Below are 26,138 nucleotides of genomic sequence, written 5' to 3' on the forward strand. Positions count from 1 at the left end.
TCCCCTCGTTGCGTTGGATGAAGGCGATGCTTGTCTTTCATGCAGGAATGCAGAAGGCCGTTAGGATCGGACTAGAATGGCTCGAATACTTGCGAGACCTTCGGTCCGTCACTCAGAAAATCTGTAGCCAGAACCAGATTGAACACGGTCGGCGCCCATGGATCGGGATAGCTTCCCTCGAGCGCACCGAGCGCCCGCATCAGCCCGGGAATATTGCCGTGATGCCAGCAGACCAGGATCGCCTTGCCTTCGAGTTTGGGCTTGGAGAGCAGCGTATAAGCTAGCGCGCCGTAGTTTTCGTCGGCATAGGATGTACACAATTCGATACCCAGTGCCTCCGCCAAGGGCTGGACGGTCTGGACAGGCCTTTCACTGTGCTTCGACGGAGTGGCGGCAAATATGAAATCCGGCGGTCCAAAGCTTTCGGGATACCAGGCGGCCAACGCTTTCGCGCGCGCTTGCCCCGCGGCGGACAGGTTGGGATCTCCCGGATCGTCGGGTTTTTCGGCATGACGCATGACCAATATCTTGACTGGCGCCATTGGTCCCTCCCTTGGCTGCCGTCTTGATCCATCGCTACCTGAAATTGGGTCCACGATATTGTTTCCACACCCAAGCGCAATGGCCATTTTCGGCATCAGCAAAATTTCATGGCAGTGTCATGGTGGCTTGGTTGCCGGCGTGCCAGTAGCCGGCGCCGAGTTCTGGGGAATGGCGGTCGCGGGTCCATTGGTAGCAGCAGAACCCGGCTGCAGCGATCCGGATGCCGGAGAAGTTTGCGACTGCCCCTGCTTGCCGGCGACCCCGCCATTGGTCGGCGGAACTTTCGTGGTTGCCGCCGTATAGAACTGGTAACCAGCGAAGATGATGAGGGCGGCGACGAGCACGCCATAGACATTGCGAACGATCTTCCGGACGCGATCGTAGTTGGACACGCTGCTGCGGATCGGCGTTTCGCTGAACTCCTCGATCTCGGTGGCGCTCAACACCTGGTTCAATCGCAAGGTCCATATGGCGCGGGCGCGGTCCTGGCCGGCGAAATAACCGGCATTGATGAATGTCTGGACGCGGAACGACAGGATCAGAAACGCCGCCGCGCCGACGGCGAACAGGCCCGCGATCCATGTATTGGGTGTCTTTGCCGCATCGGAGAGGATCTTGATCACGAAGGGCGTGGTGGCGACAGCCAGATCCTTCCACAACGCGCCCGTCATATCCTGGGCTCGCTGGGTCGCCTTCTGCGCCTCGTCCACGACCGTCTTGCGCAAGTCGGCAAGGGCCTTCAATGTCTCCTTGCTGCCGGCCTTGACATAGGCCGCATAGGCGGCCTTTGCGGATTCGAGGCTGCCGTCTCCGAATTCTGCGAGGTTCCCTTGCCGATAGCTGCGCGCCCATTCCGCCGCCAGCAGGACATGACGGGTCTCCGTGTCACGCTCGCCGCCGGCAAACACCCAAAACACACCATCATTGAGCCGCTCGAACATGGCAACCAGTTCGGGAAGGGAAATGCCGACCTTGCGGCTCGGCGGGCCGGAGAGCTGATAAATCACATTCGGCGCGGCCCCATAGACCTGATCGGAAAGTGCCGCCATCAGCCTCGGAGCCGCCAGTAAACGCCAGGCCTCGAATGTCTGGGAAGATTGTCGCGGATAATCCTGCAGCAGCCACGGCCGTATATCTGCCGGCACGAGCCCCGCATTGCTGGCGTCATGGCATATGCTTCGAGGGTTGGGAAGTTCCGGCATCCGATCGAACGGGGCGGGAGATTGCTCCGTCCAAGGCTGGAACCGGGCACCATGGGATGTAAATGCCTGCTCCGCGGTCAACTCGGCAACGCAGACAACAAGGCTGCTATCCAGGGCTCTTGCCAGGCCGGCCAGGGATTTTCCATAGAAGAGCCGGAGAATGGTCTTCTGCGAGACCTTGTTGAGCGTAATGGCAAAAACCGTGCTCGATGCCGGCACGTCGCCGTCATCGAGGGCGATATCCGTGCCGTCACGCCTGATCGTGACTGACTCCAGAAAGCCGGGAACATCGGCACGCAATGCCAGCCATTCCGCCCGCAAGGCAGCATCATCAAGCCTTGCCATGACGATGACCAGTTCTACATGCTCCTCGACCGGCTTCGTCGGATGCGTCCGTGAAAGAAGATCGAGGAGCTCAGTTGGGGTCATCGGTCTCAATCGCCAGCTTGTCATGGATGATGATCATGCCGTCCTCGGTCTTTTCGATCAGTGCACGCAATTCGTTCGGCACGCGGATCTCGATGCCATTTTCGGTCTTGAAATAGAGGGTCTTCGGTCCCTTTACCTGATCGGGCGCCAGCTTCATCGGCACCCCGGAGATCCGCTCTGTCGTGAGGCTTCGATTGAACTTGCTCAGCAGAACGCTATCGTCCGCAAGCTTGTGACCAATAACGGTCTCAAGAAACGAGCGATGGTCGTCGCTGTCGATTTCGCCGCCTCCGGAAGCAGCGTCGTAGGTCCGCTTGGTCAGTTCCCGCACCACTTCGCCGTCGACGAGGTCCGGATTGTCGCCGATCAGCTTGCGCGTGACATCGACGAGCTTCTTCGTCAGCTCCGCATCGCTCAGGGTCTGCCGCGCGCCCAGAAAGGCTTCGAAATACTGCGCGACCTTTTGCTGGTTGCGCCTGTCCAGCACGGTCAGCTCGCCGCTCTTGTCGGTCAGTTTGATAAGGGCTGCCTTTTGCAGCGCCGCCTTGTTCTGGACGAAGGTTTTCTGAAGCGCTTCGAGGCTGACCTTCTTCCGGCCGCCGCCGTCATCCTTCAGATCGTAGGCAATGACCGTCTCGTCATCATATTTCAGAAGCGCGAACGATCGTGTCGCCTTCGCCTTCAGGACGAACAGCAGGATCGCCCCTTCGGCGGCGGTTCCACCGTGATGGGCCTGAAAATCCTCGGCCAGCTTTTCGCTTTCCTCCTGGAAAACGCTTGCATTCGAGGCGATGCGGCCGAGACGCTCGCGCGTCGAAGACGCATCGGAAAAAGCATAGGGCAAGCCACCATTCACCGAGCGGATGCGATCGACGAAGAAGCTCTCGAACTCCCCGGGATCGACCTCCTCCAGCTTGATCAAACCGTTTTTGGGTCCGACGAGATGGAAGATCATCCTTTCGATCTTGAGCTCGCTCAATTCGCTGTCATCGAAAAATGCCAAGTGCCCCTCCCACACATGCCAGTGAACGCTCAGAACAAGATAGGGTTGAAATGATACAAGGCGATCGTCAAGCCTGGATGACGCTGCTGGTGCAGCCATGTTTTGTGCCGCATGCCGATGCGCACGGCACGGTGCTTAAGGGGACAGCCGGCGCCATCGTCCAGCCGGCAACTGCGCTTTCCAGATGCACCGCCGAAAGCGTTCCATGCGAATGCGACGCTGTCGCCAGAACATCGCCACCTGCCACCACCTGCGCGGGCGCAGTAAGCGACCATGACCCATGGCGCCATCCGGCACCGTCATGTGCCGTAACCGCGGCAGCCGTCGGATGGCTGATCGACGTCCTGCCGTGCTTATTGTCCGGTCCGAAACTGTAGAACAGCCTTGCATGCGGCGCCGACATGGCTGGGGACGCACCCTTGTGCGTCATATCCGCGCCGTGATGCGGAACGGTCAGCGCCGTCAAAGTATAGCTCGGACCGGAGCCGATTTCGCTGTAGCCGGCGTCGCCCGTCAATAGCCAGCTCGCCTGCCAATTGACATCGTCCAGATAGCAGGCGATCCCGCTGCCGTTTCGCGAGGTGCCGCTGCAGCGCTTGATCGACAGCGTCTGTCCGGAGCCATTGCTGACCGATCGCGTCGTGCCCGGCGCCCCGGACCAGATGTTGAGCGTGCCGCCGGCTCTGAGAATGCGGTGAGCGAATGCGTGATGGCGCGGTCCCAGATTATATTGTCGCGGCGCGAGCCATTTCCTCGCCCTTGCTCCGTGATCGCTGTTTTCCCCGGCCCAGTGATCGGCGTCCCAATGCGACAGGATGATCGATGGAGAGCCGCGCCAGCAAAACCGAAGCGGATTTGGCCGCGTCTTGCGATTGCCGTAGGCACCGGCTCCGAGGTCGAAAAACAGTTGCACGGTCTCTGAACTGTCAAGCAGGCCGATGGCGCTGCCCTGCCCGACATCGTACATTGCAAGCATGTCGATCGTGCCGATACCGGACAGAATATTGTCGACCTCCCACTCGGCAGCATCCGGCCACGCATCCACGTCGAAGGCATTCGACAGCGCGGTCGCCACGTCGCCGGTCATTCGCTGCAGCGAGAGAAGATGCGCGGTAACCGGCGCTGCCAGCAAAGAGCCGTAGACATCGACGGGAAAAGTGCCGGCTTGAGCGAGCTCGACGTCGAGCCAGTCTTCCTCCTGAATGGAGATCAGAAGGTTCCAGAAACGATCGCCTCTCGTCGCCGTCACCTCGATATTGTAGATCGGCATCTCATCGAAAGGGTCATTAACGGGAGTAAGGCCGCCCTTGAACATCTGCGCCCAGAAATCGCGCATCTGGTGACGCGTATCGTTTGGCTTGCTCAAGTCCATCCGTGCGCTCAGCGGCGATCCAAACCAGCGTGCATCGATAGCATCCAGGGAAAAAACCGCCTCATGCGCCGCGGTCAGATCGTCCGGCTCATGATGGTCCAGGCGCGCATAAGATCTCGGCGGGAATTCCGGCCACCGATCTTCGGAATTGGTTGAGAAGATCCGATTCATTGCCCCTCCCGCAATGCCGAAACTGGCTCTTATATTTGCTTGTCATACAGAAATAGGCAAGTTTGCATCTCGCCTTCCAACTAAGGAATTTGGTCATCCCTATATCTGACCGATAGGCTTAAGTTGCATTTGCAGTATTGGCTGAAACAGATTTCTAAATCCTGCGGCAGGAATTGCCCGGAACGAACTTCGGGGTCAGCACGAAATCCTGCGGCGGCTCGACGGCGCCCTGGGGATTGGTGATGCGATGCAGGAGCCGCCTTGCGATGATGCCGCCGAGTGCCAGCGTGTCCTGTACCACCATGGTGATGCGCGGCGTGATGACCGAACTCCACTGCACATTGTCGATCATGGCGAGCGAGATGTCTTCGGGACAGCGGAAACCCAGCTCCTGCATGGCCTGCAGCGTCGAAAGCGCAACGGCGTTGTTGGCGCCGAGGATCGCGGTCGGGCGCTCGGGCTGGATCAGCAGCCGCATGGCCGCCTCGTAGCCGGCGGCGCGCGTGAACTGGCCGTCGACCACGAAATTCGGGTTCACCTCGACGCCGGCATTGGCCATGGTATCGGCAAAGCCGCGATATCGCTCCGTTGCCGTATGCATGTGGCTCGGACCGGTGATGAAGGCGATGCGCCTGTGGCCGAGCTGCAGGAGATGTTCGGTCAACATCGCACCGGCAAGGTGGTTGTCGGAACCGACGAAATCGCGCTCGATGCCGGCAACCTTCTGGTCGAAGCAGACGATCGGCACGTTCAGGCCGGCGATGAAGTCGAGATAATCCTGATCATAACCTGACGGCGCAAGTGCCAAGCCAGCGGTCTTAAGGCCGATCAGATGCTCGACCAGCGCCCTCTCGCGATCCGTCTTGCCGGAGGAATCGGTGACGACGACGAAGTGCTGGTGATCGAGCGCATAATTTTCCAGTTCGCGCCGGATGTCCCCGAAAAACGGATTGCCGACATTGCCGACGACGAAGCCGATCATGCGGCTGCGCCCGCGCGCCAGGCTTTGGGCAAGCGGGTCTGCAACGAAGCCGACAGCGGCAATCGCCTGGCGAATTTTTTCCAGCGTTTTCTGGCTGACACGCGCCGGATTGCTCAGCGCCAACGACACCGTCGAGACGGATACGTCGGCGAGCTTGGCGACGTCGCGAATTGTAGCCATGAATTTTTCGAACCGTTTCTATCGCCCTCAGCTTTTCGATCAAAGGTGCTTCCTTCGATGAATCGCCGTCACAAATCTAACATTTGTCGGCCATGAAGCAATATGCGGAAAGAGATTTCAACAGCGCGCTTGACAGGCAGGGCGTATCGATCAATGATTAAATCGAACCGGTTCGATTTGGCTAGCTCACCTGGGAGGATGATATGAGCGACGCAGTGATCACTAGCGGCCGTGATGTGGCCGACGGCAAGACATGGTTTGGACATGACCGTTTCGGAATGTTCATCCACTTCGGGCTTTACGCGCTCGGTGCACGCCACGAATGGCTGAAAAACCGCGAGGAATTCACCACAGAGGCCTATCAGAAGTATTTCGACAACTTCGATCCCGACCTCTACGACGCCCGCGAATGGGCGCGCCGCGCGCGCCAAGCTGGTATGAAATATGTCGTTCTCACAGCCAAGCACCACGAAGGCTTCTGCCTTTGGGACAGCAAGGTTACCGACTACAAGGTCACCAACACGCCCTATGGCAAGGATCTGATCAGGCCCTATGTCGAAGCGCTTCGCGCCGAGGGGCTGAAGGTCGGCTTCTATTATTCGCTGCTCGACTGGCATCATCCGGATTTCCCGGTCGACGGGCATCACCCGCAGCGCAACCATCCCGACGCCGCCAAGCTCAACGAGGGCCGCGACGTCAGGCGCTACGCCAAATATATGCGTGATCAGGTGACGGAACTTCTGACAAACTTCGGCAAGATCGACGTGATCTGGTTCGATTTCAGCTATCCCCACCGCGTCTATAAGGGCCTGCCCGGCAAGGGCCGTGCCGATTGGGAAAGCGAAGACCTCATCAAGCTGGTGCGCCAGTTGCAGCCCGACATCATCGTCGGCGACCGTCTCGATCTGCCGCGCGACGCCGATCACATGCCCGATCTCGTCACGCCGGAACAATATACGCCGCGCGTCGCCCCGACGGTTGCCGGTTTGCCGGTGCGCTGGGAAGCCTGCCACACCTTCAGCGGCTCCTGGGGCTATTATCGCGACGAGACGAGCTGGAAGGATGCCGGCCAGCTCATCAACATCCTGGTCGATACGGTCTCGCTCGGCGGCAACCTTTTGATGAATGTCGGCCCGAGCGGCCGCGGCACCTTCGACGCCCGCGCCATCAAGGCGCTCGACACCTATGGCGAATGGATGCGGTTGAACGGCCGGGCGATCTACGGCGCCGGGCCTTCCACCCATAAGGCGCCGAGCGGCTGCCGCTTCACTCAGAAAGGAAACCGGCTCTATCTGCACATCCAGACCTGGCCGTTCCGCCACGTCCACATCGAGGGGCTGGGGCGCAAGGTCAAATATGCGCAGTTCCTGCATGACGCCAGCGAGGTTCACTGGCTCGACCCGGATGCCGACGTCGATTCCAATATCGGTGTTGCCGTCGGAGAAGGCATACTGAGCCTGGAGCTGCCGGTGTTGAAACCGGATGTCGTGACCCCGGTCATCGAGCTGACCCTCAAGGATTGAGGGGAACGCGAAGCCCAGCGCCCGGTGCCGTCATGAGCCGCGAAGCCGAACTCATTGCCGCGATGACCCCCTTGATCGCCGATCTGGCTGAAGACGGCAATGGCGCCGTCGCCTTGGCCGGCTCGCGCGGCAAGGGACGGTCGGATGCGCAATCGGATTTCGACTTCCGGGTCTATGCCGACGCCTATCGCGGGCCGGAGGTTCGACAAACCGAGGCGTGGCGGCGTTTCGAGACCGCTCTGCGGAGCTGGCAGGCCGAAGGCATCCGCATGGATGGCGTCTGGATGCGCCGCTATTCAGGTGTACAGCGCGACCTGGACTCCTGGCTTGCCGGCATCGTCGTGCCCAAGAGCTTCGAATGGACGATCTGGGGCTATCACCTGCCGACGGATCTTGCCAATCAGCAGATCATCGCCGATCCAAGGGGCCTGCTGACCGGCTGGAAGCAGCAGCTGGCGCGGTATCCGGAGGCGCTCAGGGCATCCGTCCTCAGCCAGTACATGGATGTTCTGCGTTATTGGGCCAGGGATTATCACTACGAGAGCAAGGTCGTTCGCCGCGATCTCGTCTTTCTCGTCGGGCTGACGGGCAAGCTTGCCAATGCCATCCTGCAGACCGTCTTTGCCTTCAACCGGGTCTATTTTCCGGGCGACGGCTGGAACCTGCCCATGGCAGCCGAGCTCGAGCGGCTGCCCCCTGACTTCCACCAGCGGATGACCGCCATTCTGGAGCCGGGGCAAGGTCCGGACACCTGGCGGCGCCAGCGAACAGAGCTGATCGGCCTGATCGCCGACCTGGAGGCCATGATCGCGGCCTGAACCAGCCGCAAGACCAAGCCGGAGGGGAGCGTCCGGAGTGTGATGAACGTCACTGCAAACAAAGTCATTCAGGAGGAGGAACCATCATGAAACATTCATTGATCTTTGCCGCCGCCCTTGCGGCGAGTTCACTAACCGGCATCGGCGCTAAGGCGCAGGACGCCCCCGTGACCCTGACCTGGCAGATGTGGGGCGAACCGAACGATGCGCAGCTCTGGCAGCAGCTGGCCGATCTTGTTAACAAGCAATATCCCGACATCAAGGTCAAGCTGCAGCTTTCGGGCTGGACGGACTACTGGACACGCCTGCCGGTTCTGGCGGCCTCGGGACAGGTCGCCGACATCGTCTCGATGCAGTCGATGCGCATGCCGAATTTCTATTCGATCCTGACGCCCCTCGACGATTATGTGAAGAACGGCGATGTGAAGGTGGGGGATTTCGAGACATCGATCATGTCCGGGCTCTCCTATGACGGCAAGCTCTATGCGCTGCCTTATGATGTCGGCCCATGGATGATCTTCTACAATCGTGACAAGTTCGCCGCCGCCGGCTTGAAGGAGCCTGCCAAGGACTGGACGTTTGACGATTTCAAGGCCGACGCCAAGGCGCTGACGAAGGACGGAACCTACGGCTATGGCACTCAGGGCTTCGATTTCATCGCCGGCCCCGTCGCGCTCGGTGCGGAATATTTCAATGCCGACAATGAATTCGACCTCACCAATACAGGCTTTGTCGATGGCTTCAGCAAATATGCCGATCTCACCGCCAAGGATAAACTCTCGCCGGTCTTTGCCTCCGCCGCCGATGCCACGGCAGCAAGCGGCCGCTTCGCTTCGGGCAATGTCGCCATGTATATCGACGGTCCCTGGACGCTGATTACCGCGCAGGCCAACGTCAAATTCAAGATCGGCATCGCGCCGCTGCCGCGCGGAAGCGGGCCGTCACGCTACATCACGGCCGGCTCTGGCTGGGGCATCTCCGCCGCCAGCCAGCATAAGGATGCAGCCTTCAAGGCGCTGCAGGTGCTGTCCGGTCCGAAGGCTGCCGAAATCCTCGGCTCGGCCGGGCGCGCGCTGCCGGCCCGGCTTGCGCAGCAGACCGCCTGGTATGACGAAGCGGCCAAGAATGTCAGCGGCACCCGCGACACGCTGCAATATATGTTCGCCCACACGACCCCGTTCCGCATCAACGAGAAATGGAACCAGTTCGAGAACCTGGTGATGCAATATGTGCCGCTGGCGCTGACGGGAGATTCCAAACCCGAGGGCGTGCTCAGCGACATTCAGAGCCAGCTTCCGTAACCCGGGCAGCTCGTCGGCCTGCGGCCGGGCCTATCGGCTCGACCGCGGCTCCCTTGCCGAAAAGGAGAGGCCCATGATGCTGGGCAAGCACACCGACATGATCGCAAGACCACGGCCACGCTCGCGCAAATGGTTCAGGGGCGAGGGATGGACGGCCTTGTTCTTCCTGCTGCCGGGCCTGATCGGCATCGTCCTGTTCCTCGTTCTGCCGATCCTTGCTTCGATCGCGCTCAGCTTTACCAATTGGCAACTGCTCGGCACGCCGCGTTTCGTCGGCTTTTCCAATTATACGCGCCTGTTTACGACCGACCCGCAATTCTGGACGGTCATGCGCAACACCATCTTCTTCACCATTGAATATCTGGTGCTCAATATCGTCATCTCGCTCGGGCTGGCGACCTGGATTTCGAGCCTGAAGATCGGCAAACGCTGGTTCCGGGTGATCTTCTTCCTTCCGACCTTCACCCCGCTCATCGCCGTCGCCATGGTCTGGATGCTGATCTTCACCAATGGCGGCCTTTTCGACAGCCTGATGGCCGCGTTATCGCTACCCTTCGCAGGCGTTCTCAACGATCGCACGCTCGCCATGCAGGCCGTCGTCCTCACATCGCTCTGGGCCGGCGTCGGCTATAATACGGTTCTCTTCAACGCCGCACTCGACATGGTGCCGGCAACCTATCTCGAAGCGGCGCGGATCGATGGCGCGACGGCCTGGGACCGTTTCTGGAAAATCCGCCTGCCGCTGATCTCGCCGACGCTGTTTTTCGGCACTGTCATGACGGCGATCACGTCGCTGCAGGTCTTCGACCAGATTTTCGTCATGACCAAGGGCGGGCCGGGATCGTCGACCGCGACGCTCGGCTATGCCATCTACCAACGCGGCTTTCAGAACTTCCAGATGGGTTATGCCTCGGCTATCGCCTGGGTGATGTTCGCGCTGATCATGGTGCTGACCGCCCTGCAATTCTGGTTCCAGCGCAAATGGGTGCATTATGACGCTTAAATCCGAAACCAGAGCGCGCCGGAAGCTGGTACTCGATATCGTCAATCACGCCGCCCTTACGCTCGTGGCGATGGCCTTCCTGTTTCCCTTCTTCTGGATGGTATCGAATGCAGTGCGCTCGAATGCCGAGGTGACGGCGATACCGGCGCGCATACTCCCCGAGGTTTTCGAATGGGGTAACTTTGCCGCCGCCTGGACCAGACTGCCCTTCGGCCGCTTCTTCCTCAACAGCGCCGTCATCGCCATCTGCGTGACAGCGATCACCGTCGTCGTCTCCTGCCTTTCCGGCTACGCCTTCGCGCGGCTGAAGTTCAGGGCGCGCGAAACGCTGCTGCTCGGCTATATCGGCACGCTGATGGTGCCGCCGCTGATGCTGATCATTCCGCTGTTTCTGATCGTCAACAAGCTCGGCCTCGTTAATACCTTTCCCGGCGTGATCCTGCCGATCTCCTTCGGCACCTTCGGCGCATTCCTGATGCGGCAGTTCTTCCTCTCCATCCCCATGGAACTCGAGGAGGCGGCAAGGATCGACGGCGCGTCGCGCCTGCGCATCCTCGTCAGCATCATCGTGCCGCTGTCCATGCCGGCGATCGGCCTTCTGTCGCTTTTCACCTTCATGGGGCAATGGAACAATTTCCTCTGGCCGCTGATCGTCATGACCGGAGCCGACAATGCCACCCTGCCCGTCGGCCTCACCATGTTCCAGACGCAGCAGGGCACGCAGTGGAATTATCTGATGGCGGGTGCCACCCTTTCCATGCTTCCAGGCATCTTCCTCGCGATCATCCTTCAGAAGCTCATCTACAACAGCATCGCCCTCAACGCGGGCATGGGCGGGCGCTAAGGCGCCGGCCGAAACTCTTAGGAGATACCCATGGCGAAACTGACCATTCGCAATGCCATCAAACGCTACGGCGCGCTCGAAGTGCTGCATGGCGTCTCCGTCGCCGCGCAGGACGGGGAATTCGTAGTACTTGTAGGGCCCTCGGGCTGCGGCAAATCCACCTTGCTGCGCATGATCGCCGGCCTGGAAGGCATCAGCGACGGCGAGATCGAAATCGGCGACCGCATCGTCAACGATCTCGAACCGAACGAGCGCGATATCGCCATGGTCTTCCAGTCCTATGCGCTCTATCCGCATATGACCGTGCGCGACAACATGGCCTTTTCGCTGAAGCTCGCACGCCGCAGCCGACAGGAGATCGAGCAGAAGGTCAACGATGCAGCAGCGATCCTCGATCTCGCCACCCTCCTCGATCGCTATCCCCGGCAATTGTCTGGCGGCCAGCGCCAGCGCGTGGCGATGGGCCGCGCCATTGTCCGCAACCCCGCCGTCTTCCTCTTCGACGAGCCGCTGTCCAATCTCGATGCAAAACTGCGCGTGCAGATGCGCACCGAGATCAAGACGCTGCACCAGCGGCTTGGAACGACCATGGTCTATGTAACGCATGACCAGATGGAGGCGATGACCATGGCCGACCGCATCGTCGTCATGCGTGGAGGCCATATCGAACAGATCGGCTCTCCGCTTGAGATCTACGATGCACCGGTCAACAGCTTCGTCGCCGGCTTCATCGGATCGCCATCGATGAACTTCATAGACGGCCTCGTCGTCGACCGAAACGGGGCTCTGCAATTGCAAGCTTCGGAAAATCTGCACTGGCCGCTGCCGGAAAGCGCCCGCCGCCATCTTGGTCGATCCGTCCAGCTCGGCATCCGCCCCGAACATATCGCGGTCGACGCTGATGGCGTGCAGGCCAAGGTCATCATCGTCGAGCCGACGGGCTCGGACACGCATCTGCAACTGCAGGCCGGCGCGCAATCGATCGTCGCAGCCGTCAGGGACCGCCCCTCGGTGTCTCCCGGCCAGCCGATCCAGCTCAGGATCGATCCGGCAAAGGCGCATCTGTTCGATCCATCGAACGGCCAGCGCCTGCATTAAAAGAAGTTCACCTCGCGGACGGTTCTCGTGAAGCGAGTTCTGTTTCCGTCACATCCGCCGCGCAAACCCGTTGTCAGGCGCGCAGTGCCGCCGCCGGGCTGGAGCGCAAGGCACTGAATGCGGGCACGATCGATATGATCGCCGCGACGGCCGCGAAGCCGCCGACAAGCCATAGATCGTCGAAGGAAAAGCCGACGGGCAGACGCACGGCTGTCGATGCCGCAAGCCGCGCCGAGATCACCAATGCCGCGATATAGCCGAGCGCAATGCCAAGTGCGATGCCGGCAGCGAATAGGACGAAAAGCTCGCCCCAGACAAGCGCGACGATCGATCGGACGGGCGTGCCAAGCGCCCGCAAGGCGCCGATCTGCCGGCGCCGCGAACCGACATGCATGATAGTCACCAGCACGATTGCGGCAATGACGATTGCCTGCGTGCCGAGCGCGATCGCCAAGAGAAGACTGCGGGCATCGCCGAGCGTCGCATAGAGCCTGGTCAGCACTTCCGCCGGAAAGACGCCGAGCGTCGTGCCGCTGCGATATTCCTGCCGCAGGCGGTAGGCATCGGCAATCGTCTTCGGCTTGACGAGAACGGCCGGAATGCCGGGGGTGTGCGCGTCGAAATGCTCATCAAGCGGCGCGTCGGCATCGACATGGCCATGCTCGTGTCCATGACCTTCGGCATGCTCGTGCGGCTCTACGCCATGCGTATCGGCCTCGTCGCCATCATGGTCGTGATGGTCGCCCTCGTCATGCATGCCGTGCAATTGCCAGACGGCGCGGATCGGCACGAGGATCGCCCGGTCCCATGCGGTACCCGTCGGCGCCATGCGGCCGGTAACCTTATAGGCAATGGCCGTATGGGTTTCGCCGCCGGTCTCCGCCGTGCCATGCATAGGCTTGATCTCAGCACCTGTCGACAAGGCGACATCGGAGCCGACCACCGCTTCGCCGAGGCGCGAAAACATCGCGCCCTGCGACAGTGATGGCGAAAGGGAGGAGATGAGGCCGGTCGTTGTGCCGACGATTGGATGTCCGTAGGCGGAATCGCCAAAGCCGACGGGTGCCGCCAGTTCGACGCGGGGATCGTTGGCAAGGCGGGAAAGGACGGCACCCTCCATCAGCGGCAGCGGCGCCGGCTGCAGGAAGACGGCTGAAAGTGCCAGCTGGGTTTCGCTGCCGGCGGCTCCGACAAGCAGATCGAATTTCTCGGCGGCTCGCGCGCTGCCGAGCCGGACGGCCCGTTCCTGTAGCGTCACGGTGACGCTCAAGGCGACAGACAAGGCAATCAGCACGACGACGGCCAGCGCTCCGCTCCAGAAACGACGCAGGTCGGCAAGGATGAAAGCGATCATTGCGCGGCGACCTCTTGGCTGTCTTCCTCGATACGCCCGCTCGCGAGGTTGATGCGGCGGCCGAGACGCGCGGCAAGCGCCGCGTCATGCGTCACGACGATAAGCGTCGTCCCCTCTTCGGCTGAAAGCTGCAGCAGCAGTTCCGCAACCTCCTTGCCGGCTTGCCGGTCGAGGCTGGCGGTCGGCTCATCGGCAACGACGACGCCCGGACGCGATAAAAGTGCGCGAGCAACCGCAACGCGCTGCATCTCGCCGCGCGACAAGGTTTCGATCTTCTGCCGCGGGCGGGTAATACCGGTCGCCGACAGCAGGTGAAGCGCGCGCTCCCGCTCGTCGGGCGCGAGACGCCGCGCCAGCTTGACCGGAAGTACGACATTTTCGAAGGCGGACAGGCCGGGAAACAGATGGAAGTCCTGCATGACAAGGCCGATATTACGCGCGCGAAACGCATCGCGCCTTCCGGAGGAAAGACGCGTGATCTCCGTACCGCTCCACGACACGCGACCATCCGTGACATGTTCCAGTCCGGTAATGGCATTGACGAACGTACTTTTGCCGGAACCGGACGCACCGGTGATCGCAAGGCGACCGCCGGCCGGCAGATGAAATCGATCTATGGCGAGAACCGGCGCGGCCAGACCCGGGAAATGCATCTTCAGGCCGGAAACATCGAGTGCGAGCATAGGGATCAAACGGTCCTGAATGACGCGTCCCGGAGACGCAGCTGGCTGATGAAACCTGTTTCCGGATCCGTCCACGAGCCGAATTCCAGCACGCCGCGCGCCATGATCGGCGCATTGTACTGCACGAATGTCTGCTTGGACGAGAGATAGACGACGACGATATTGTCAGGCCAATCGGCATCGGAAGAGCAGAACGGGCAAAGCGACATCGGAATTTCCGTCAGGACGAAGAAGGCGGCCTCCGCCTTCAATGGCGGCGCCATGAAGCCATTGACGGCGACATCCTTGCCGCTCAATTGCTTCACCTTATCGGAAAATTCGAGACCGAGCGGACCGAAGCTCTTGTAGAGCTCACCGAAGCCAAGCCTTTCCCCAGCGTTCGCGCGCATGGCAACGCCCATCATCGGCAGCATGGCGGCGGCCGCGAGCAATGTCCGGCGGTTGATGACAACGGTCTGGTCCCGAGGCATGAGAACCCTCATGAAAGATGGAGGGACAGGCGACCAGAAGCCGCCTGTCCCAAATCACGGATATGAACAGGTTTTACATCTTTTCAGAGCCAAGAGCGAAGGCATCGACCAGCACGTGGTAGACATCGCTCTGTTCCATATAGCCACGGAAACCTTCGGCTCCCGGGCCGGCTGCCTGTAGCACGACGTCGTCGACAGCATGGACGCCGCTGTCCTCGTCCTTCGGAAGATTGCCCTGCACGAAGACGGCGCCAGGCACGTCCTTGTAGGCTTCGTTGGCAACATATTCCTTCTTCTCGTTCTGGATCGCCGGAACGAAGGGACCGTCGAGCTTCGGACGGAAGGTCTCGTAGTGGTCCGGACCGTTGTTGGCAGCCATGAACAGGCGGCGCGAAACGTCGACGCGGTCCGGATAGCCGTCGCCATTCTTGTCTTCATAGTTCGGGAAGCCGGCGGCGGCATAAGTGCCGACCTTCTCGCGCATTTCCGTGCCCGGCTTGTCGTCGTCGACGGTGCCGATGATCGAGACGCCATGCGTGTGGTCGCCGGTGACGACGATCAGCGTATCCGGATTCTTGGCCTGGAATTCGCGGGCAACGGCAACGGCCTTGTCGAACTCGATGGTTTCGACCAGAGCGCGATCCCAATCGAGCGGATGGCTCATCTTGTCGATCGACGCGCCCTCGACCATCAGGAAGAAGCCTTCCGGATTCTTGGAAAGCTTGTCGAGCGCGACCTTGGTCATATCGACCAGGCCCGGCTGGTTCGGGAACTTGTCGACCGTGCCCTTCTTGAGGAATTCGCGGTCGAGCGTGACGTCGAGGTTGCCGGTGTGGAACAGGCCGAGCAGCTTGTCCTGGTTGGAGCCAGTCGCCGTCGCCAGTTCGTTCTTGTCGGTTGCAACGGCATAGCCGGCATCCTTGAAGAGCGCGATGTAGTCCTTGTCATCCTTGCGCTTCGAGCCCGGCACGCTCTTGGCCAGGAAATAGGCCGAGCCGCCGCCGAGCAGCACGTCCGGCTTGACGCCGTACAGCATGCCGACGATATCGGCCTTGTCGCCGCGCTTGCGCGTGTGGGACACGAGTGCTGCCGGCGTCGCATCCTCGACCTCGGCCGTGGTCACGATGCCGAGCGACTTCTTGCCGGTGCGGCGCAGCGCTTCACCGATCGTTTCGACCTTGGGATCGTCGAGGCTCGCCGGCGTACGGTCGGCATAGACGCCGAGCGCGTTCACGGCGGACTTGTGGCCGGTCATATAGGCCGACATGGTGTTGGCGCTGTCGGTGGCAATCGCCGACGTCGAGGACGTGCCGATGAAGGCGACCGGCGGAATGTCGTCCATGGCGAGACGGCCGTTGGCCTTGCCTTCGGTCATGCCCTTGGACATGATGCGGGCACCCGTGCGATGTGCGACCGAGAGACCGTCGCCGAGCAGGAAGATGATGTTCTTGGCCTTCGGCGTGGCCGAGGTGCCATAGACATCCCAGTTAACGGACTTCTTCTCGTCGCCGGCCGATACTTCGACCTTGTACTGGCCGGTCTTTGCAAGCTTGACGCCACGCAGGATCAGGGCCGATCCGAGAACCTTGTCCTCGGCACCCTTTTCCTCCGCGACAAAATCGGCGGCCTTACCGAAAACGGCCTCATAGCTTTCGCCGTTGACCGTGACCTTGACGTCTTCCGGCTTGACGACCTTGCTGAATTCCACCTTGAAATCGAATGGCGAGCCGGCAAGTACCGTCGCCCGGTCCAACGGATAGACCGTCGCTGCGTGTGCTGCACCGGACAATACGGTCGCACACATCATGGAGAGAACAAGTTTACGCATTTCATACCCCCTGCGTCGTGGTTGCTTCCCTCTCCTCACTTATAAAAGCCACATGACAATCATGTAAAAAAGAGTCGACTTTCTGCAACCGGAAATTCCGAAGGGGAAATCGCTAAGGAAGCCTGATTGTATGCGTCGCATCTAAAAGACCGGCCGGACGGCCTGAATGCCGGGACCATCGCCACAGGGACACGCAATTCGCTATGGCTTCGCGCGATCGGGATGCGCCGCCTGAAAGGCCGGCAATTGAGTGCATCTGCCATCGATTTCGACGATACGCTTGAGATCGGTCAAGTCCATGCCCCAACGGCGGGCATTGTAGACCTGCGGCACAAGGCAGATATCCGCCATGGTCGGCGTGTCGCCAAAACTGAAGCCGCCATCGAACTTGCTCAACATGACTTCGAGCTTGCGAAGACCGCCGGCAATGAAATGCCTCATCCACTCCTCGCGGGCATCGGCTCTATCCGTGATGGTCATGAAATGGGCCGCAACATGCGTGTTGCAGATGGGATGGATATCCATGGCGATCGCATAGGCGAGCGCGCGCACATGCTGGCGGCCCGCGCTATCCGGCGGCATCAATCCGCTCTCCGGCCGAAGCTCGGCCAGATATTCGATGATGGAAAGCGATTGCGTCAGAATTTCTCCGTCGATCGTGAGCGTCGGCACGAAGCCTTGCGGATTGAGCGCCAGGTAATCGGAACTATTCTGTTCACCTTCGAGCAGATTGATGGGCACGCGCCTGTAAGCGATCCCGAGCATGTTGAGCGCGATGCGGACGCGGTAGCTCGCGGACGAACGCCAGTAATCGTAGAGAACGACGTCGCTCATCGCGGCTGAGCCCCCAAGTATCTTTCGACGGTCTGTTCGATCGCCCCGAAGATGGAGTGCCCGGTACGGTCCCGCATCTCGATACGGACCTGATCGCCGAAACGCAGGAACTGCGTCTTCGGCGATCCGGTTTCGATCGTCTCGATCATGCGGATCTCCGCGATGCAGGAATAGCCATCGCCACCATTCTCGATCGGCTTGCCCGGCCCGCCATCGAGCTTGTTGGATACCGTTCCCGAGCCGATGATCGTGCCGGCGACGAGGCTGCGGGTTTTGGCCGCGTGAGCAATCAGTTCGCCGAAATCGAAGGTCATGTCGACACCGGCATTCGCCTTGCCGAACAGCTTGTTGTTCAGCGTCACGAGGAGCGGCAGATGCAGCTTGCCGCCATCCCAAGCCTCGCCGAGTTCATCGGGCGTGACCGCGACCGGCGAGAACGCCGATGCCGGCTTGGACTGGAAGAAGCCGAAGCCCTTTGCCAGCTCCTGCGGGATCAGCCCGCGCAGCGACACGTCATTGACGAGCATCACCAGCTGGATGGCCTGCCGCGCCATGTCCGGACTGGCACCCATGGGAACGTCGCCGACCACGACGGCGATCTCGCCTTCCATGTCGATACCATAGGCCTCGTCCGCGGCGACGATCGGATCGCGCGGCGCCAGAAAGCCGTCCGATCCGCCTTGATACATCAGCGGATCGACCCAGAAGCTTGCCGGCATCTCGGCATCCCGCGCCTTGCGCACCAGTTCCACATGGTTGACGTAGGCCGAGCCGTCGGCCCATTGATAGGCGCGCGGCAGCGGCGAGGCGGCATCATGTTCGTGAAATCGCATCGTCGGCTGCGCACCGGTCTCGATCCCCTCCGCGATCAGGGCAAGCCGGGGGGCCACATGTTCCCAATCGTCGAGGGCCGCCTGCAGGCTGCGGGCGATATGGCCGACCTCGGAGCAGCGGGTGAGATCACGCGAGACGACGACAAGCCGGCCGTCTCTGGTGGAGTCCTTCAAAGTCGCAAGCTTCATATCTAGGCTCCGATGTCAGAAAATATGCGGACGATCACTTGATGCCGGGTGTTCCATCAAAGCGGCGCTCGAGACCATCCCAGCATTCCAGATAGTCATCCTGCAGCGTTTCCAGCTCTGCCGCATATTTCGTCAGTTGCTGCGGGAAGCGGGTCTCGAACATGAAGGCCATGGTCTGATCCAGCTTCACCGGCTTCAGCTCGGAATTGGACGCCTTTTCGAAGCCGGAGGCATCCGGTCCATGCGGCAGCATCATGTTATGCAGGCTGATGCCTCCCGGCACGAAGCCCTTTTCCTTCGCATCATACTGGCCGTGGATCAGGCCCATGAATTCGCTCATGATGTTGCGATGATACCAGGGCGGGCGGAACGTATGTTCAGCCACCAGCCAGCGCGGCGGGAAGATGACGAAATCGACATTCGCCGTGCCGGCACTTTCGGTCGGCGCCGTCAGCACCGTGAAGATCGACGGATCGGGATGGTCAAAGAGGATGGCGCCGACCGGGGAGAATGTCCGCAAATCGTATTTGTACGGGATGTAGTTGCCATGCCAGGCGACAACGTCGAGAGGCGAATGGCCGATCTCCGTGACATAGAACTTGCCGCACCATTTGACATGCACGCGGCAAGGCGTTTCCTTGTCCTCGAAGGCGGCGACGGGCGTCTTGAAATCGCGCGGATTGGCGAGGCAGTTTGCGCCGATCGGCCCGCGTTCAGGCAGCGTGAATTTCGCGCCATAATTCTCGCAGACATAGCCGCGCCAGACCTCCTCCTCGCCCTTGCGCGTCACCTTGAACATCATGCCGCGCGGGATGACGCATATTTCCAGGGGCTCGACATCCATGATGCCCATTTCGGTAAACACACGGATGGTGCCGACCTGGGGAACGACCAGCAGTTCGCCATCAGCATCGAAGAAGTAGTCGTCGACCATATCCTCGTTGAAGACATAGGCATGGGCGGCCATGCCGGTCTGGGTCAGCACATCGCCACCGGCTGTGATCGTGCGGATCCCTTCGAGAAAATTCAGCCGCTCGGTCGGCGCCGGCAGCGGATCCCAGCGGAGTTGGCCGAGCGGAAGCGAATGATCATCCAGGCAGGGTGCTGATTTCCAGAACGGATAAGAGGCGTTGGAAAAGCGGCGGGTGTGGCGCACGCTCGGGCGGATGCGATAGAGCCAGGACCGTTCATTCGTTCCGCGCGGCGCCGTGAAGGGCGAGCCGGAAAGCTGCTCGGCATAAAGACCGTAATTGCATTTCTGCGGGCTGTTCTGGCCCTGCGGCAGAGCACCGGGAAGCGCTTCCGTTTCGAAGTCATTGCCGAAGCCGGGCATGTATTGCAGCGTCTCCGCGACCGCGGCCTGATTGTCGGAAGCCTTGGATATCGTCTGGTCCATCGCTCAATTCCTCCCGAAAACTGAAGGTGACCCGGCGCCGAGCACCGGGTCACCTGAAGATCATTCGGCCGCCGTGCCGATGACGCCGCGCTTGATCTGATCGGCCTCGATCGACTCGAAGAGCGCGCGGAAATTGCCCTCCCCGAAACCTTCGTCACCCTTGCGCTGGATGAACTCGAAGAAAATCGGGCCGATGACGGTCTTGGAGAAGATCTGCAGCAGGATCTTCGTCACGCCGCCATTCACGACGCCTTCGCCGTCGATCAGGATACCATGTTTTTTCATGCGCTCGATGGGTTCTTCGTGACCGTTCACGCGCGCATAGGACATGTCGTAATAGGTCTCAGGAGGACCGGGCATGAAGCGCAGGCCGTTGTCGGCAAGCGTATCGGTCGCCTGGTAGATATCATCCGTTCCGACGGCGATGTGCTGGATGCCCTCGCCCTTGTACTTCTTCAGGAACTCCTCGATCTGGCTGGTATCGTCCTTCGATTCATTCAGCGGAATGCGGATCTTGCCGCAGGGCGAGGTAATCGCCCGGCTCACCAGTCCGGTGATGCGGCCATCGATATCGAAGAAATGGATCTGCTTGAAATTGAACAGGTCGCGATAGAAGTCCCACCATTTGTCCATGTTGCCGCGGAAGACATTGTGGGTCAGATGGTCGAGATAATAGAAGCCGACGCCCTCGGGATTGGGATTGGCTTCGCCGATCCAATCGAATTCGGCATCGTAGGCCGAACCCTTATTGCCGTAGGTCTCGACGAAATAGAGCAGCGAACCGCCGATGCCGACGATTGCCGGGACATCGAGCGCCTTGTCATTCCCTTCGTAGGGAACCGCACCCTTCGAGACGGCATGGTCGAAGGCGTGCTTGGCGTCGACCACGCGCCAGGCCATCGACGGCGCCGCCGGGCCATGATCGGCGATGAAGCGGGCGGCGTGGCTGCCGGGCTCAGCGTTCAGGATGTAGTTGATGTCACCCTGGCGCCAGACGGTGATGTTCTTTGTCTTGTGCTTGGCGATCGCGACATAGCCCATGCGGGTGAAGAGCTCGCGCAGTTTCTCCGGCTCGGGATGGGCGAATTCGACGAATTCGAAGCCGTCGGTGCCGGCCGGATTGTCGGCGGTGATTTCGGACGGCGGCGCATCATGCGGAAAAGGACCCATTTTCTCCTCCTCAGAGACGGTACTTTGACTATGCAAAGTATGGTCCAAAACACGCGCAAAGTGCTTGCATTCTCCCTGTAAAATGAAAATATTATACACGATCCGTGAGTATTTTGAAAGTTTTACGCAATGGATGAGCCGCTCGACAAATTGGACCTTCGTCTTCTCGAGGAACTGCAGAAAGATGGCAGGTTGACGAACAACGAGCTGGGCGAACGCATCGCGCTTTCCCCCTCGCAGTGCTCGCGAAGGCGCACCAGGCTGGAGGCGGAGGGCTATATTCGCGGCTATCAGGCCAATCTCGACCGCCAGAAGCTGGGCCTGGACATGCTGGTGGTCATTTCGGTGACGCTTGCCACGCATAACCGGGACAATGCCCGCCGGTTTTCGCAGCTGATCAACGGGCTGCCGGAAGTGTTGGAAGCCTATGCGCTGACAGGTGAAATGGATTATCACCTGAAGGTCGCGACCCGTGGGCTCGCCGGTCTCTCCAGGTTCGTCAACGACGTGCTGTTGCCGCACGAATCGGTGCAGCATGTGAAGACCTCCATCGTTCTCGATACGCTCAAGACCTTCGAAGGATTTCCGGTGCCCGTCTCGCAGAGCTGGCATGGCGACGGCACTCGATGACGATAAACCTACCGCCCTGCCCGAATGCCCAGAGCGCCATTCGGGCGTCTGTGCATAAAGCTGTGACTAGAGTGGCCTATCAAGAACTGAGGACGAGTGAAGGAGTTGCTTTCAGGGTATGCTCCCTTTCCAATCATTCGGAAGAATACATCCTTAGCGAGGACAGGCTTGCATGGTATACGTGGACGTACAGGCGCGACATCTCGAAGGTTTTGCTGAAGCTCTGCTGAGGTGCAACCATCTATATCATCCAAGCAACGACTCCATTGCCTTGCTCAATGCTGTCAAAAGCAGGCGGCAGATCGAGATATTTGACTATAGCCGCTCCGCCGACGCATTTACCCGCGCTTTCGGAATGCGAAATTCTCTGAAGTGCCTGCGGGCGCTCGCTAACCTCGGAACTGCCATACACGAATATGAAAGGGTATGCGATCTCGGCTGCGGCTCCGGTGCCTTCAGCCTTGCCTTTGCCTATCTCGCCGACAATCCCAATCTCGAGCTTCGCGGCTTGGATGCCTCGGAAACCCAGCTTCTGCTCGGCGAAGAGCTCATGTCGGCTGCCGCGCTGCCGGGGCGCTTCCGGTTCGAGCGACGGAACCTGCCGGCACAGATCGGCTATCGTCCCGACCTGACGATCTCCTCCTATTGGTTCTGTGAAAACGAGCATGTGATCGCCGATCCGGCGCTGTTTGATCTCATGGTCGGGCGCGAGATGCTGATCGTCGACTATGAAAAGATTATCGACCGCATTGCGACCTCCCTTCCAAGAGGATTTCACGCGCTGGCGCGACATAGCGCCCTTGTCGAAATCCCCACCGCGCTAACCGATTTCGTCGCCCAGGAATGGGCAAGCGTCTACAGCATTCACATCAGCCGTACCACAGATTAGGCGAGCCGGCCTATTCCAGGTCTCAGCGCGATCGGATCATAAGCACGCCGCAATGCGCCGATGCCGACAGATTGCCTGATTTGAGATCCGATGCCGCATGCTTCCGCAATCGTATTTTCAGGTCTTGCCAACAGCAATGCTCTTGCCATCTATGCCATCGGCGAACTTGCAAGGTTGCGCGTTCCGATTGTTGAACCTGTCTGTCTGAAGGATTTCACTTCCATGCCTTTCCGGCCTTCGCCATTTCTTCGCATCCTTGCTCTTGGCGGCTCAACCGCCATCGTGCTCGCCATACAGACCGCGGCGGCGCAGGAGATGTCCAGCCCAGCTCAATGGCCCGACACGCCGACCTCGCGCCTGGAAGCGCTAGCAATCCTCCAGACCTTGAATGCCGACCTCCTCAGCAATGCCAGCGCCACGCTGACGCTCGACCGCTGGTGCGCCGCTCACAAGCTTGCGCCGGAGGGTTCCAAGATCGTCGCTCAGCGCGTGCATGGACAGGACAAGCCAGCCGATGCTCCCATCCGGGAACTGCTTGCCGCCGGACCCGACGACCCCATCGCCTACCGGCGCGTTCGCCTGGCCTGCGGCGACCGCATCCTGTCGGAGGCAGACAACTGGTATGTGCCATCAAGACTGACGGCCGAGATGAACACGGCGCTCAACACGAGCGATATCGCCTTCGGCCGTGCCGTCCAGGCTCTCCATTTCACCCGCACGAATCTATCAGCGAAATTGCTTTGGTCTCCGCTGCCGGAAGGCTGGGAAACGGGTGCCAATCTGCCGGTCTCCGGAACGGGATCCCTTGTTCCACCGCCATTCCTTCTCGAACATCATGCCGTGCTGAAGCTGCCGGACGGAACGCCGTTCAGCGCGCTGGTCGAAAGCTACACCGGCCGCGTGCTCGATTTTGCGGCTCCGCACCTGCCTCCACAATAGGCTTCGCCCTGTCGCTTGCCACCTTGCGATCCGGTCATCTCAACAAAAACAATTGCTTGCGTTGCGACTGGCGTCGACGGTCCCGCGAGACTTATGCTGAATACGGCCGCGCGAAAATTCTGCTCCATATCTCTTCGATACTTTGCTCATTGCATCGCTCCCGGGAACAAGGCAGCATATTCTTCCCTGACGCAGCAACAGAACAATAGATTTTATATTTCTCCGAATTGCTACTTGTTGCCGAGGGATGCGGGGCAAGGGGACCGACACCGCAATGGTGACGCGTGCGCAGCAAATTGGCGTCGTTATCGGCCTGGCCATCGTCACGGCATTGACGATCCTGCGGGCAAGTGATCCTCAATTGCTGAGGCTCGCCCGCGATTTGACGTTCGACCAGTATCAGCGCCTGGTGCCCCGCGCCTTCGAGAACCAGCCTGTCCGCGTCGTCGACATAGACGAAGCCTCACTACGCGAGTTCGGTCAATGGCCTTGGCCGAGAAACCGGATTGCCGCCCTCGTGGACGGGCTGTCCGATATGGGTGCGTCGGCCATCGCCTTCGATGTCCTCTTCGCAGAGCCCGACCGTTTGTCGCCTCGCAACGTCGTTCGCGACGTCATCGGCATCGATCCCGCACTGCTGGGCAAGCTACCGGATAATGATGAGATTTTTTCCCAATCGCTATCCGGAAGGCCGGTGGTTCTAGGTTTTGGCCTCTCCAACGAGGGAAACTATCTGCCGCCGGTCAAGGCAGGGTTCGCTTATACCGGCGAAACTCCCTTCGGTGCGCCGCCCGCGATCAAGGCCGCGACGCCGCTGCAGCCGCAATTGGAAGCCAATGCCGCGGGCCTCGGCCATATCAGCCTCAATCCGGGCGCGTCATCGGCGGTGGTGCGCGCGGTTCCGCTTTTCCTCAGCGACGGCAGGCAGCTTTACCCCAATCTCGCGCTCGAAGCGCTCCGTGTCGCACAGGGGGCCTCCACCTACGTACTGGATGCAGCACCGGACACGCCGAATACCCTGACCCGAGTGAAAATCGGGGATTTCGTCGTGCCGATAACGGCGGCTGGAGAGCTTTGGCTCTATGTGAGCCCCGACACCGCGGAACGGTATATTTCGGCAGCGAAGGTACTTTCGCCCGGGGATGCCTCCGCCGATATCAAAACCGCCATCGAAGGCAGCATCGTTTTCGTCGGGACCTCTGCTTCCGGCCTCCAGGATGTCCGCACGACAGCGCTGGGTGAAAACGTGCCGGGTGTCTCCATCCATGCGCAGATCGTCGAGCAGATCCTTTCAGGCCGCTTCCTGTCCCGGCCGGATTGGGCGGACGGACTGGAAATCCTGTCCATCGCCGCCTTGGGCAGCCTTCTGGTGATCCTCACCACCTTCGTCAATCCGGCCGTCGCCCTTGCGTGCGGCCTGCTGATTACCTTTCTTGCCCTTGTGGCCTCCTGGGTTGCCTTCCTCTATGGGGGGCTTCTCTTCGACCCGCTGGCGCCGATCGTCTCCGGATCGATCACGCATTTCGCCGCGACGGCGTTCCGCTTTCTGGTGACCGATCGGGAACGGCGCGACGTGCGGCGGGCTTTCGGGCACTATCTCTCACCATCGCTGCTCCATCGCATCGAGCATACGCGCAACGCGCTGCGCCTTGGAGGAGATGAACGCGAGCTGACCGTCATGTTCGTCGATGTGCGAAACTTCACCCAGATCAGCGAGGAGATGACCCCGAGCGCCGTCGTCGCGTTTCTGAACACGCTGCTCGATGCGCTGAGCCATCATGTCATCGCCAATGACGGGACGCTCGACAAATTCATCGGTGACTCGATCATGGCCTTCTGGAACGCTCCCGTCGATGTCTCCGATCATGCCGGCAGGGCCGTGCGTGCGGCGCTCGGCATGCGGGAAACGCTCGCCCGCCTCAACAACAGCGATGCGTTCGGTTTCGGAAACGCGCGGCGGGTCGGAATAGGGATCGGCATACATACGGGGCTTGCATGCGTCGGCAATATGGGTGCCGAGACCCGCTTCAATTACACCGCGGTCGGCGATGCCGTGAACATTGCCGCACGTATCGAATCCGCCTGCAAGGACATCGATTTCGACATTCTTGTATCCGAACCGACAGCGGGCTTGCTGCCCGATTGCGCTCTGCTGGAAGCGGGAGCGCTGACGCTGAAAGGTAAGAGCATGCGAACCAAACTCTTTGCGGTGGTCGGCGATGCGCGCCTGGCGGGATCAGCCGAATTTGTCGAACTTCAGGCCATGCACAGGCAGCTTGTCGATGCCCTGCGAACACGGTCGACGAGTAGCCGCAAACTTGTCAGCGCGGCAAAACTCAAGGCGCAGGCTGCGGCAACGGGATTATTGCGGGGTTTTTACAGCCAGATTTCGCGTCGAGCCGGACACTTCGCCGACGAAACTTCAGACAAGGCGGCCGACATCTAGCTGATTTG

General features: G+C 60.4%; 23 protein-coding genes. 10 read left to right on the top strand and 13 right to left on the bottom strand.

From position 1 onward, the window contains the following. Positions 1-71: 71 nt before the first annotated feature. The 5 genes from CCGE531_RS24785 to CCGE531_RS24805 form a co-directional block, all read right to left on the bottom strand. Positions 72-542: a histidine phosphatase family protein gene (locus CCGE531_RS24785; RefSeq protein WP_162943997.1), complete on the bottom strand. Its 471-nt coding sequence runs from the start codon at positions 540-542 to the stop codon at positions 72-74. A gap of 117 nt (positions 543-659) precedes the next feature. Further along, positions 660-2,174: a hypothetical protein gene (locus tag CCGE531_RS24790; protein ID WP_120668701.1), complete on the bottom strand. Its 1,515-nt coding sequence runs from the start codon at positions 2,172-2,174 to the stop codon at positions 660-662. Continuing rightward, the gene (locus CCGE531_RS24795; protein WP_162943998.1) at positions 2,161-3,177 is read right to left on the bottom strand and encodes a nucleoid-associated protein; all 1,017 of its coding nucleotides are present in this window, start codon (positions 3,175-3,177) and stop codon (positions 2,161-2,163) included. Before CCGE531_RS24795 ends, CCGE531_RS24790 begins: the two co-directional genes overlap by 14 nt. 67 nt (positions 3,178-3,244) lie before the next feature. Then, positions 3,245-4,720, bottom strand: coding sequence for a metallo-hydrolase/oxidoreductase (locus CCGE531_RS24800; RefSeq protein WP_120668705.1), 1,476 nt, complete (start codon positions 4,718-4,720; stop codon positions 3,245-3,247). A 154-nt stretch (positions 4,721-4,874) separates the two neighbouring features. Then, complete coding sequence (locus CCGE531_RS24805; protein ID WP_120668707.1) at positions 4,875-5,882, bottom strand: LacI family DNA-binding transcriptional regulator; 1,008 nt, start codon at positions 5,880-5,882, stop codon at positions 4,875-4,877. A gap of 203 nt (positions 5,883-6,085) precedes the next feature. Between CCGE531_RS24805 and CCGE531_RS24810 the strand changes: the two genes are divergently transcribed. From CCGE531_RS24810 to ugpC, 6 genes are all read left to right on the top strand, one after another. After that, a complete protein-coding gene (locus tag CCGE531_RS24810; RefSeq protein WP_120668709.1) occupies positions 6,086-7,405 on the top strand; it encodes an alpha-L-fucosidase in 1,320 nt (439 codons plus the stop codon). 32 nt (positions 7,406-7,437) lie between these two features. Further along, on the top strand, positions 7,438-8,223 hold the full coding sequence (locus CCGE531_RS24815; RefSeq protein ID WP_120668710.1) for a DUF4037 domain-containing protein: 786 nt from the start codon (positions 7,438-7,440) through the stop codon (positions 8,221-8,223). A gap of 86 nt (positions 8,224-8,309) precedes the next feature. Further along, on the top strand, positions 8,310-9,524 hold the full coding sequence (locus CCGE531_RS24820) for a sugar ABC transporter substrate-binding protein (protein ID WP_120668712.1): 1,215 nt from the start codon (positions 8,310-8,312) through the stop codon (positions 9,522-9,524). Between the two features lie 76 nt (positions 9,525-9,600). Continuing rightward, positions 9,601-10,527 (top strand): sugar ABC transporter permease, encoded by a 927-nt coding sequence (locus CCGE531_RS24825; protein WP_120669409.1) that lies wholly within the window; start codon positions 9,601-9,603, stop codon positions 10,525-10,527. Next, positions 10,517-11,371 carry a carbohydrate ABC transporter permease gene (locus CCGE531_RS24830; RefSeq protein WP_120668714.1) on the top strand — a complete coding sequence of 285 codons (855 nt, stop codon included), beginning with the start codon at positions 10,517-10,519 and terminating at the stop codon, positions 11,369-11,371. The genes CCGE531_RS24825 and CCGE531_RS24830 overlap by 11 nt, the downstream gene beginning before the upstream one ends. A gap of 30 nt (positions 11,372-11,401) precedes the next feature. Next, positions 11,402-12,469, top strand: coding sequence for a sn-glycerol-3-phosphate ABC transporter ATP-binding protein UgpC (gene ugpC / locus CCGE531_RS24835; protein WP_120668716.1), 1,068 nt, complete (start codon positions 11,402-11,404; stop codon positions 12,467-12,469). Between the two features lie 73 nt (positions 12,470-12,542). On the opposite strand, the gene CCGE531_RS24840 is transcribed toward ugpC, so the two are convergent. The 8 genes from CCGE531_RS24840 to hppD form a co-directional block, all read right to left on the bottom strand. Beyond that, positions 12,543-13,823: an ABC transporter permease gene (locus CCGE531_RS24840; protein WP_120668717.1), complete on the bottom strand. Its 1,281-nt coding sequence runs from the start codon at positions 13,821-13,823 to the stop codon at positions 12,543-12,545. Beyond that, on the bottom strand, positions 13,820-14,506 hold the full coding sequence (locus CCGE531_RS24845; protein ID WP_120668719.1) for an ATP-binding cassette domain-containing protein: 687 nt from the start codon (positions 14,504-14,506) through the stop codon (positions 13,820-13,822). The genes CCGE531_RS24840 and CCGE531_RS24845 overlap by 4 nt, the downstream gene beginning before the upstream one ends. 5 nt (positions 14,507-14,511) lie before the next feature. After that, the gene (locus CCGE531_RS24850) at positions 14,512-14,976 is read right to left on the bottom strand and encodes a hypothetical protein (RefSeq protein ID WP_120668721.1); all 465 of its coding nucleotides are present in this window, start codon (positions 14,974-14,976) and stop codon (positions 14,512-14,514) included. A gap of 73 nt (positions 14,977-15,049) precedes the next feature. Next, a complete protein-coding gene (locus tag CCGE531_RS24855; RefSeq protein WP_120668723.1) occupies positions 15,050-16,804 on the bottom strand; it encodes an alkaline phosphatase in 1,755 nt (584 codons plus the stop codon). 201 nt (positions 16,805-17,005) lie between these two features. Next, positions 17,006-17,638, bottom strand: coding sequence for a maleylacetoacetate isomerase (maiA, locus tag CCGE531_RS24860; protein ID WP_120668725.1), 633 nt, complete (start codon positions 17,636-17,638; stop codon positions 17,006-17,008). Next, complete coding sequence (locus tag CCGE531_RS24865; protein ID WP_120668727.1) at positions 17,635-18,660, bottom strand: fumarylacetoacetate hydrolase family protein; 1,026 nt, start codon at positions 18,658-18,660, stop codon at positions 17,635-17,637. Before CCGE531_RS24865 ends, maiA begins: the two co-directional genes overlap by 4 nt. A gap of 34 nt (positions 18,661-18,694) precedes the next feature. Next, positions 18,695-20,056 carry a homogentisate 1,2-dioxygenase gene (gene hmgA, locus CCGE531_RS24870; protein ID WP_120668729.1) on the bottom strand — a complete coding sequence of 454 codons (1,362 nt, stop codon included), beginning with the start codon at positions 20,054-20,056 and terminating at the stop codon, positions 18,695-18,697. Positions 20,057-20,116: 60 nt separating this feature from the next. Further along, positions 20,117-21,226 (bottom strand): 4-hydroxyphenylpyruvate dioxygenase, encoded by a 1,110-nt coding sequence (gene hppD / locus CCGE531_RS24875; protein WP_120668731.1) that lies wholly within the window; start codon positions 21,224-21,226, stop codon positions 20,117-20,119. 129 nt (positions 21,227-21,355) lie between these two features. Here hppD and CCGE531_RS24880 point away from each other — a divergent pair, with 129 nt between their 5' ends. From CCGE531_RS24880 to CCGE531_RS24895, 4 genes are all read left to right on the top strand, one after another. Then, positions 21,356-21,856 (top strand): Lrp/AsnC family transcriptional regulator, encoded by a 501-nt coding sequence (locus CCGE531_RS24880; protein WP_120668733.1) that lies wholly within the window; start codon positions 21,356-21,358, stop codon positions 21,854-21,856. 355 nt (positions 21,857-22,211) lie between these two features. Beyond that, entirely contained in the window at positions 22,212-22,745 is a 534-nt protein-coding gene (locus tag CCGE531_RS24885; protein ID WP_245459296.1) for a methyltransferase domain-containing protein, read from the top strand. 222 nt (positions 22,746-22,967) lie between these two features. Continuing rightward, the gene (locus CCGE531_RS24890) at positions 22,968-23,684 is read left to right on the top strand and encodes a hypothetical protein (protein WP_120669411.1); all 717 of its coding nucleotides are present in this window, start codon (positions 22,968-22,970) and stop codon (positions 23,682-23,684) included. Between the two features lie 247 nt (positions 23,685-23,931). Continuing rightward, complete coding sequence (locus tag CCGE531_RS24895; RefSeq protein WP_162943999.1) at positions 23,932-26,130, top strand: adenylate/guanylate cyclase domain-containing protein; 2,199 nt, start codon at positions 23,932-23,934, stop codon at positions 26,128-26,130. The last annotated feature ends 8 nt before the right edge of the window (positions 26,131-26,138 follow it).

Origin of the sequence: Rhizobium sp. CCGE531 (assembly GCF_003627795.1) — a bacterium.
Lineage (GTDB): Bacteria > Pseudomonadota > Alphaproteobacteria > Rhizobiales > Rhizobiaceae > Rhizobium.